The 6,962-nt window shown below is 62.4% G+C and carries 9 protein-coding genes and 1 pseudogene; 3 read left to right on the top strand and 7 right to left on the bottom strand.

Translation table 11 applies throughout. The features are described from left to right. Positions 1 to 52: 52 nt before the first annotated feature. Both EN749_RS27320 and EN749_RS27325 read left to right on the top strand, forming a co-directional pair. Positions 53 to 427 (top strand): annotated as a pseudogene (locus EN749_RS27320) (Smr/MutS family protein); the annotation flags it as partial. A 25-nt stretch (positions 428 to 452) separates the two neighbouring features. Beyond that, positions 453 to 821, top strand: a complete 369-nt coding sequence (locus tag EN749_RS27325; protein WP_027040326.1) for a helix-turn-helix transcriptional regulator — start codon at positions 453 to 455, stop codon at positions 819 to 821. Between the two features lie 84 nt (positions 822 to 905). On the opposite strand, the gene EN749_RS27330 is transcribed toward EN749_RS27325, so the two are convergent. The 5 genes from EN749_RS27330 to EN749_RS27355 all read right to left on the bottom strand — a co-directional run bounded on the left by EN749_RS27330 (position 906) and on the right by EN749_RS27355 (position 5,131). Then, complete coding sequence (locus EN749_RS27330) at positions 906 to 1,133, bottom strand: hypothetical protein (protein ID WP_127414144.1); 228 nt, start codon at positions 1,131 to 1,133, stop codon at positions 906 to 908. Positions 1,134 to 1,343: 210 nt separating this feature from the next. Continuing rightward, positions 1,344 to 2,147, bottom strand: coding sequence for a glycosyltransferase family 25 protein (locus tag EN749_RS27335; protein ID WP_128364336.1), 804 nt, complete (start codon positions 2,145 to 2,147; stop codon positions 1,344 to 1,346). A gap of 187 nt (positions 2,148 to 2,334) precedes the next feature. After that, positions 2,335 to 2,952 (bottom strand): transglutaminase-like cysteine peptidase, encoded by a 618-nt coding sequence (locus tag EN749_RS27340; protein ID WP_027040328.1) that lies wholly within the window; start codon positions 2,950 to 2,952, stop codon positions 2,335 to 2,337. A 232-nt stretch (positions 2,953 to 3,184) separates the two neighbouring features. Beyond that, complete coding sequence (locus EN749_RS27350) at positions 3,185 to 4,462, bottom strand: polyhydroxyalkanoate depolymerase (RefSeq protein ID WP_128364337.1); 1,278 nt, start codon at positions 4,460 to 4,462, stop codon at positions 3,185 to 3,187. 309 nt (positions 4,463 to 4,771) lie between these two features. Then, positions 4,772 to 5,131, bottom strand: a complete 360-nt coding sequence (locus tag EN749_RS27355; protein WP_127268049.1) for a septal ring lytic transglycosylase RlpA family protein — start codon at positions 5,129 to 5,131, stop codon at positions 4,772 to 4,774. 308 nt (positions 5,132 to 5,439) lie between these two features. On the opposite strand from EN749_RS27355, the gene EN749_RS37850 reads away from it, so the two are divergent. Next, entirely contained in the window at positions 5,440 to 5,616 is a 177-nt protein-coding gene (locus EN749_RS37850; RefSeq protein ID WP_189367728.1) for a hypothetical protein, read from the top strand. Between the two features lie 63 nt (positions 5,617 to 5,679). Here EN749_RS37850 and EN749_RS27365 read toward each other — a convergent pair whose 3' ends face one another. Both EN749_RS27365 and EN749_RS27370 read right to left on the bottom strand, forming a co-directional pair. After that, the gene (locus EN749_RS27365) at positions 5,680 to 6,471 is read right to left on the bottom strand and encodes an ATP-binding cassette domain-containing protein (protein WP_128364338.1); all 792 of its coding nucleotides are present in this window, start codon (positions 6,469 to 6,471) and stop codon (positions 5,680 to 5,682) included. Between the two features lie 10 nt (positions 6,472 to 6,481). Then, the coding region (locus tag EN749_RS27370; RefSeq protein ID WP_128364339.1) for an ABC transporter permease subunit at positions 6,482 to 6,962 on the bottom strand (481 nt) is incomplete at its 5' end.

Genomic DNA, 6,962 nt, shown 5'->3' on the forward strand with positions numbered 1-6,962 from the left:
GTGCGTGACTTGCTGAGCCTTCGGCTTTGCGGTCCCTGCGGCGCTGGCCTCTGCCAACGCCGCAGGGACCGCAAAGCCGAAGGCTCAGCAAGTCACGCACCGCCTCGACGAGCCGACGCTGGACAAATTGTCGAAAGGCCGGCTGCCGATCGAGGGCCGTGTCGACCTGCACGGCATGACCCAGGACGAGGCTTATTCGCTGCTGTTTTCGTTCCTGCACCGGGCGCATGCCGGCGGCGTCCGCTATGTCCTGGTCATCACCGGCAAGGGCTCGTCCTCCGGCGGCGATGGCGTGTTGCGTCGCGCGGTACCGGCCTGGCTGTCGACGCCCGCCTTCCGGCCGCTCGTCTCCAGCCACGACCATGCCGCCCGCAACCATGGCGGTTCGGGTGCGCTCTATATCCGCCTGCGGCGGGCGCGCCTGTGAGGAGTTCTATCATGAGGGCGGGGACATGACCCCGTTCGGAGAGAAGCTGCGCACGCTACGAGGCGAACGCGGTGTCCGCCAGAAGGACATGGCGGCGGCGATCGGCGTCAGCGCCGCCTACCTGTCGGCGCTCGAACATGGCAGGCGCGGTGCCCCGACCTGGACGCTGATCCAGAAGATCATCGGCTATTTCAACATCATCTGGGACGATGCCGAGGAACTGGCGCGGCTGGCCGAGGCCTCGCACCCGCGTGTAAAACTCGACACGTCGGGTCTTTCCCCCGCCGCCACCGAGCTTGCCAATCTGCTGGCGGAAAACATCGAGAAACTCGACGAGGCGGAGCTTCGCCGCATCACCGCATCGATCCGCGCGGCGTTAAACCAGCGGCCGTAGTCTGACGGCCCGCGCCGGTGCAAAATTCGCCTGCTCACGAGGAAACTGCCCGCCGGCGGACCGCCAGCGGGCACAGTGGTGAGATCACTTCTTGCCGGCCGTGCCGCCATTACCGCCCCGGCCGTGATCGCCGTGGCCGTTGTTTCCACCACCCAGGCAGTCCGACGCCCCGGCATCACCGCAACAGCGGCCGGCCCAGAGGTCGTTGAGGTTGGTTTTGGAACAGCTGGTGGTCTGATCGGCCATGGCGGATCCGGCCATGCTCGACACCGCGAGAGCGGCAAGAAGGGTGTTTCGCAGAAAAGCAGTCATCTGAAGTCTCCATGGTTGGTTTCGGTTCACGGCTGTGTGTCGCTGGCCGGAGCGAAATGGTTCACGGAGAAATGGCGAATTCTGGCGGAGGCTCCTCGATTTCGTCATCCACGGGCGAAGCGGACGCGCAGACCGGAGGATTCAGATGGCGATCAGGCGTTTGGATGAAGTTGCAGCCGATCGAGGCGTGCTTCAAGTTTTCTCAGGGCTCTACCTCGCAGCCTTATCGGCAAAGAATATCACCGTTCGCCGGTGACGGCGCAACTTGTGCGATATCCGACGAAACGTCTGAAGGCTCTTCCGTATCAGCCAGGGCCTATTCACCAAGCTGTCCGGAAAACGCGGTAAACTGTGCGTGGCGAGTGCAGGCTCATCGACCAGATCAGATCCCTTGGGATAAAAGACTTGGGTTTGAATACAGAGAGCCGGGAACATCTGATAGGATTTTAGGCTGTTAGCTATCCCGCATGCGGGATTGAACTTCACGTGGTCGACCGCATCGGAAAACACCCGGGTGATCTTTAAGAGGCGTTCGGCCGCCGACTTTGAGAGAATGTATCCGCCGGACCCGAATTCGAAGCTGCGAAGAAGCCCCAACTTGAAGTCGCCAGACAGTAGCTTAACGGCACGGTCAAGCCAGACTCCCCGTCCAGCGACCGTCTCGATCTTTACGATATCCGCGCCCGCAGGAATCCATGTGGTGTCCTCGCCAAGAAACAGATCCGCATGCCTGGACATCAACATGTCGTCCTCGAAAACACAGCCGTAGGGGTCTGCTTCCGAGGCGATCCTTTCCCAACACCGGCGATGGCTCAAGAAGCAGCCTACCTCTTCCGGCGTCATTGCGGCCGCCCCGAAAACGGGCTTGTAGACATCGGAGATCTCGGTCGGACTCAGCAGTCGTCCGTCCACCGCCGAGACCCGCTCGAAACTAAGCCCGACAGACGCGAATCGATCAGTCATCCGCACCAATCTATCGGAACTGCGGTCTAGGTTGATCACATAGGATCTCATTGACTATTTCTCGTTGCCAGGAGCACGCAACAGCTCATCGGCGATGAACATTTTGCGCCGGTTGTCAGTGAAGATGATATTGAGGAAGTGGAGCGATCGGCCGTGGCCTAGAGTCGCCGCGACGAAGCTTCGCTCCTGCTACGCCCTAGGATGACGAAGCGATGGATACTTCCGGCAAACGCCGTATTTACTGCACCGCCCCGACCAGAACTTGCTGGCCACCGCGGATCGAGACCCAGCGGCCGGTGTTGTCGATCGCCTGCCGCTTGAGGAAGCGGTAACCGGTCGCGTCCCATGGTTTGACCTTGTCGGTCAGATTGTCGAGCACATAGTCGCCCTCGTCGGTGCGCACCGTCAGCACGGCGTGGCCCTCGCCGTCCGGCTTGCGCACGACGGTGATCAGCAGATCGGCAAGCGATATGCTCATGCGTGAAAGCTGGCGCCGCTTTTCCAGCACATAGTCCTCGCAATCGCCGACGCCCTTGTCGGGATAGGCCCAGACCTCGTCCTTGCCGTAGATGTCCATGTCGCTCATCGGCTTGACGGCGGCGTTGACCCTGGCGGTGACATTGAGGAGCTTGCGCATCAGCCCGTCGCTCATCGGAGCCGGCGCCAGATTGGTCGGGCGGATCGAGCACTCGCCCGGATGCAGCTTGCAGAAATCATAGTGGCCGATCGGCTGCGAGGTGAGCCCCCCGGTCGCCATCGCTCCACCCGCCAAAGCCGGTGCCACCCAGCCTGCCGTCACTGCCAGCCCGGCCGCCACATACACGCGCAGCCGTTGCGCCATCGATGAGGAAATCATTGTCCCCGCTCACCCTTTGTTATTAACGAAAGGTTAAGGGGGATTTACAGTCCGTGTCAATTACGACGACGATCGGATTGTCGGCATGGTTACCCGAGGGGCTGGACAGCGGCACTTGTGCAACAGAATCGGCCAGCCAGCCGGCTTTTACCGGTCAATCTCACGGTTTGTCGCCGTTAAGCTTGGTTCTATGCAGGTCATCGTCCAAAATCCGCAATTTGGGCGACTTGCATTATCTCTTGGCGGCGCGGACCAGCTTCGGTTTCACCGCGACACGCTCCTGGCGGCCATAGCTGGTGATGAAGTCGACGATGCGCGGCACGATTTCGGAACGGAAGCGCGAACCGTTGAACACGCCGTAATGGCCAACCGCCGGCTGCATGTAGTGGGCATGCCGCTCAGCCGGGATATTGGGGCACAGATCATGCGCCGCCTTGGTCTGGCCAAGGCCCGATATGTCGTCGTTCTCGCCTTCGACCGTGAACAGCGCGACGTTGCGGATCGCCGACGGATCGATCCTGGTGCCGCGATGCGTCATCTCGCCCTTGGGCAAGGCCTGGCGCACGAAGACGGTATCGACGGTCTGCAGATAAAACTCCGCCGTCAGGTCCATGACAGCAAGGTACTCGTCGTAGAAATCGCGGTGCTTCTCGGCATTGTCGCCATCATGCTTCACCAGATGCATGAAGAAGTCCTTGTGGGCGATGATGTGGCGGTCGAGATTCATGCTCATGAAGCCGGACAGCTGCAGGAAACCGGGATAGACCTCGCGGCCGAAGCCCCGCACCGGCCAGGGCGCATGCATCACGACATTGTCGCGGAACCAGTCGATGCCCTTTTCCTGCGCCAGCAGATTGACCGCAGTCGGATTGCTGCGGGTGTCGATCGGGCCGCCCATCAAGGTCATGGTCGAGGGCACGAAGGGGTCGCCCTTCGTTTCCATCAGCGCCACGGCGGCCAGCACCGGCACCGAAGGCTGGCACACCGCCATCACATGCGTGTCCGGCCCCAGCGTGTGCAGCATGTCGATGACGTAATCAATGTAGTCGTCGAGATCGAATTGGCCGTCGGCAAGCGGCACCATGCGGGCATCGACCCAGTCGGTGATGTGCACGTCGGCATAGGGCAGCATCGCTTCCACCGTGCCGCGCAGCAGCGTCGCATAATGGCCCGACATCGGCGCCACGATCAGAAGCTTCGGATCGGGCTTGCGCCCGGCGGGCACGGCACGCTCGAAGCGGACGAGATTGCAGAACGGCTTCGACCAGACGGTCTTCTCGGCGACCTCGACGCTCTTCCAGTCGACCACGGTCTTGCTCAGGCCGAAGGCCGGCTTGCCGTAGCGGCGCGTGGTGCGCTCGAACAGTTCGGCCGTCGCCGCGATCGAACGGCCCCATTGCGTGTGGGAAAACGGATTGAGCGGATTGGAATAGAACATCCGCACCGCGTCGGCATAGAGGCGCGCGGGCTGCAAGGCGGCGTGGTTCATTTCATAGAGCTGGTAGAACATCGAGAACCCCGCTGCTGCCTGCGACCGAAGGGACGACGAGCAGCGCCGAGCCCTAGATGTCTCGCGGGGAAGTTAACAACTAATTGCTGCGATGCAATACGTCACGCTGCGTGACCAATGCATCTTTGGTTCAAGGCCATGGAAATCGGGGCCGAACGGCGCCAGCCGGCTCAGTGTGCGGCTGCGAAATGTGTAGGCAGTGTGTCCGGCCCTTTGCCGGACACCGGCCATGATCCCGAAAAGTGGATTCCGGTTTTCGCTTTGCGAACCCCCGGTTCGGCAGAGGTCATGGTCCAAGAAAAGGCCACTCTAGACGCGCGCCATGCACACGGAAGTGTGGCCGGAGCCGATGAAGCCGAGCTGGCCGGCGGCACCCTTCGACAGGTCGAGCACGCGTCCCTTGATGAACGGACCGCGATCGTTGATGCGCACGACGACGCTGCGGCCGTTGTTCTTGTTGGTCACCTTGAGCTTGGTGCCGAAAGGCAAGGTGCGATGCGCGGCGGTCAGCGCCGACGGGTTCATGCGCTCGCCCGAGGCGGTCTTGGAGTGCAGGGCATACCACGAGGCGCGGCCGCACTGGGCGGCGGCGGTCGCCGAAGAAGCGCCGACCATCAGGCCAGCAGCGATCGTTACCGCGACAAGCGCGGTCTGTTTTGGGTTCTTCATATTTGGGGGATGGCTCCGTTTTTGACAGACCCCAGCCGTTAGGTGCCAAATAAGGCGCGAAATGCGGCAGTGATCTGGCGGTTCCGTGGCAATGGCACACGTTTGGAGTCGCTGGGTAACAGTCTGTCAGGGATTTCCGGCACGCGATGGTCAATCAATGATGATCTTTGTGCTGCGGTCAGACGTCCGTTTGACAAGATCGAACATTAATATCCAAGTAGAGACCGGCATGGTCGGGCCACTTCCTTTGGCTCTTTTATCGCGGCCCCAATGCTCCAACCAATCGACTTCAAAAGGGAGATCCGGCAATGAAGCTGACCAAAAATCTGCTGGCTTTGATTGTGCTTGCCGTCGGCGCGCTGTGGTCGCTGCAAGGCGTCGGCGTTGTCGGCGGCAGCTTCATGACCGGCCAGTCGCAATGGCTGTATATCGGTGTCGTCACCATGCTGGTCGGGCTGGTGGGATTGGTGTGGGCCAATCGCTAGAGGGTGAGCTTCGAAGAAAGGTCGACCCCCACTCCGCCAATTGCGGCGCCGCCCCCAACAAACCTACCCGAACAGCCGATCCAGAATCTTGCCTTCCAGCCGCGCAAGCTCGACCGAACCGCGTCGGCGCGGCCGTTCGACCGGGACATCCAGATCAAGCGCGATCCGGCCTTCGCTGATCACCACGACCCGATCGGCCAGCGCCACTGCCTCGGCGACATCATGCGTGACCAGCACGGCGGTGAACTTCTGCGCGAGCCAGATTCGTTCCAGAAGCTGCTGCATCTCGATGCGGGTCAGGGCGTCGAGTGCGCCGAGCGGCTCGTCGAGAGCCAGGATCTGCGGGTGGCCGACCAGCGCGCGGGCCAGCGCCACGCGCTGCTTCTGACCTCCCGACAGCACCGAAGGCCATTCGTCGGCCCGGTCGGCAAGCCCGACCTCGCCTAGAATGTCGAGCGCGCGTTGCCTTGCCTCCGCGCCGGAAGCAATCCCGGTCAGCCCGACCTCGACGTTTTTCACCACGCTGGCCCAGGGCAGGAGCCGTGGCTCCTGGAACATGAAGCGCGTGCGGCTGTGTCCTTCCTCTTCGACGCCGAATGTCAGCGATCCCGATGTCGGCCGGTCGAGCCCGGCCAGAAGCCGCAAAAGCGTGCTTTTGCCGCAGCCGCTCTTGCCGATGACGGCAAGGAACTGCCCGGCCGGCACGTCCAGGTCGATGCCGTCGAGCACGGTCTTGTCGCCGAAGCGCTTGCCGGCTTGCCTGAAGGCAAAGGCCCGCTGCCCTTCGACGGAGCCGATCGGCCGCACCGGCGTGGCGACGAAGGAACGGGCTGCGGTCAGGCTGGCGGCGGTCATGGGCAATCTCTCATCCGTTCTGGAAGGCCGGATGCCAGCCGAGCGACAGCCGCTCGAGCAGGCGGGCGAGGCTGTCGGCGAGCTTGCCGAGCAGCGCGTAGATCAGGATCGACAGCACGACGACGTCGATCAGCAGGAATTCGCGCGCCTGCATGGCCATGTAGCCGAGGCCGGAGCTGGCCGAGATGGTTTCGGCGACGATCAGCGTCAGCCACATGATGCCCAGGGCATAGCGCAGGCCGACGAAGATCGCCGGCAGCGCGCCGGGCAGGATGACGCGGAAGAACAGGGCGCGCCGATCCATGCCGTAGACGCGGCCCATCTCGACCAGATGCGGGTCGACGCTCTGGATGCCGAGCAGCGTGTTGACGTAGATCGGAAAGAACACGCCGAGCGCCACCAGGAACAGTTTGGCTTCCTCGTCGATGCCGAACCACAGGATGACCAGCGGGATCAGCGCCAGGTGCGGGATGTTGCGGATCATCTGCAGC

The sequence above is a fragment of the Mesorhizobium sp. M7A.F.Ca.ET.027.02.1.1 genome (genome assembly GCF_004022985.1).
Classification (GTDB): domain Bacteria; phylum Pseudomonadota; class Alphaproteobacteria; order Rhizobiales; family Rhizobiaceae; genus Mesorhizobium.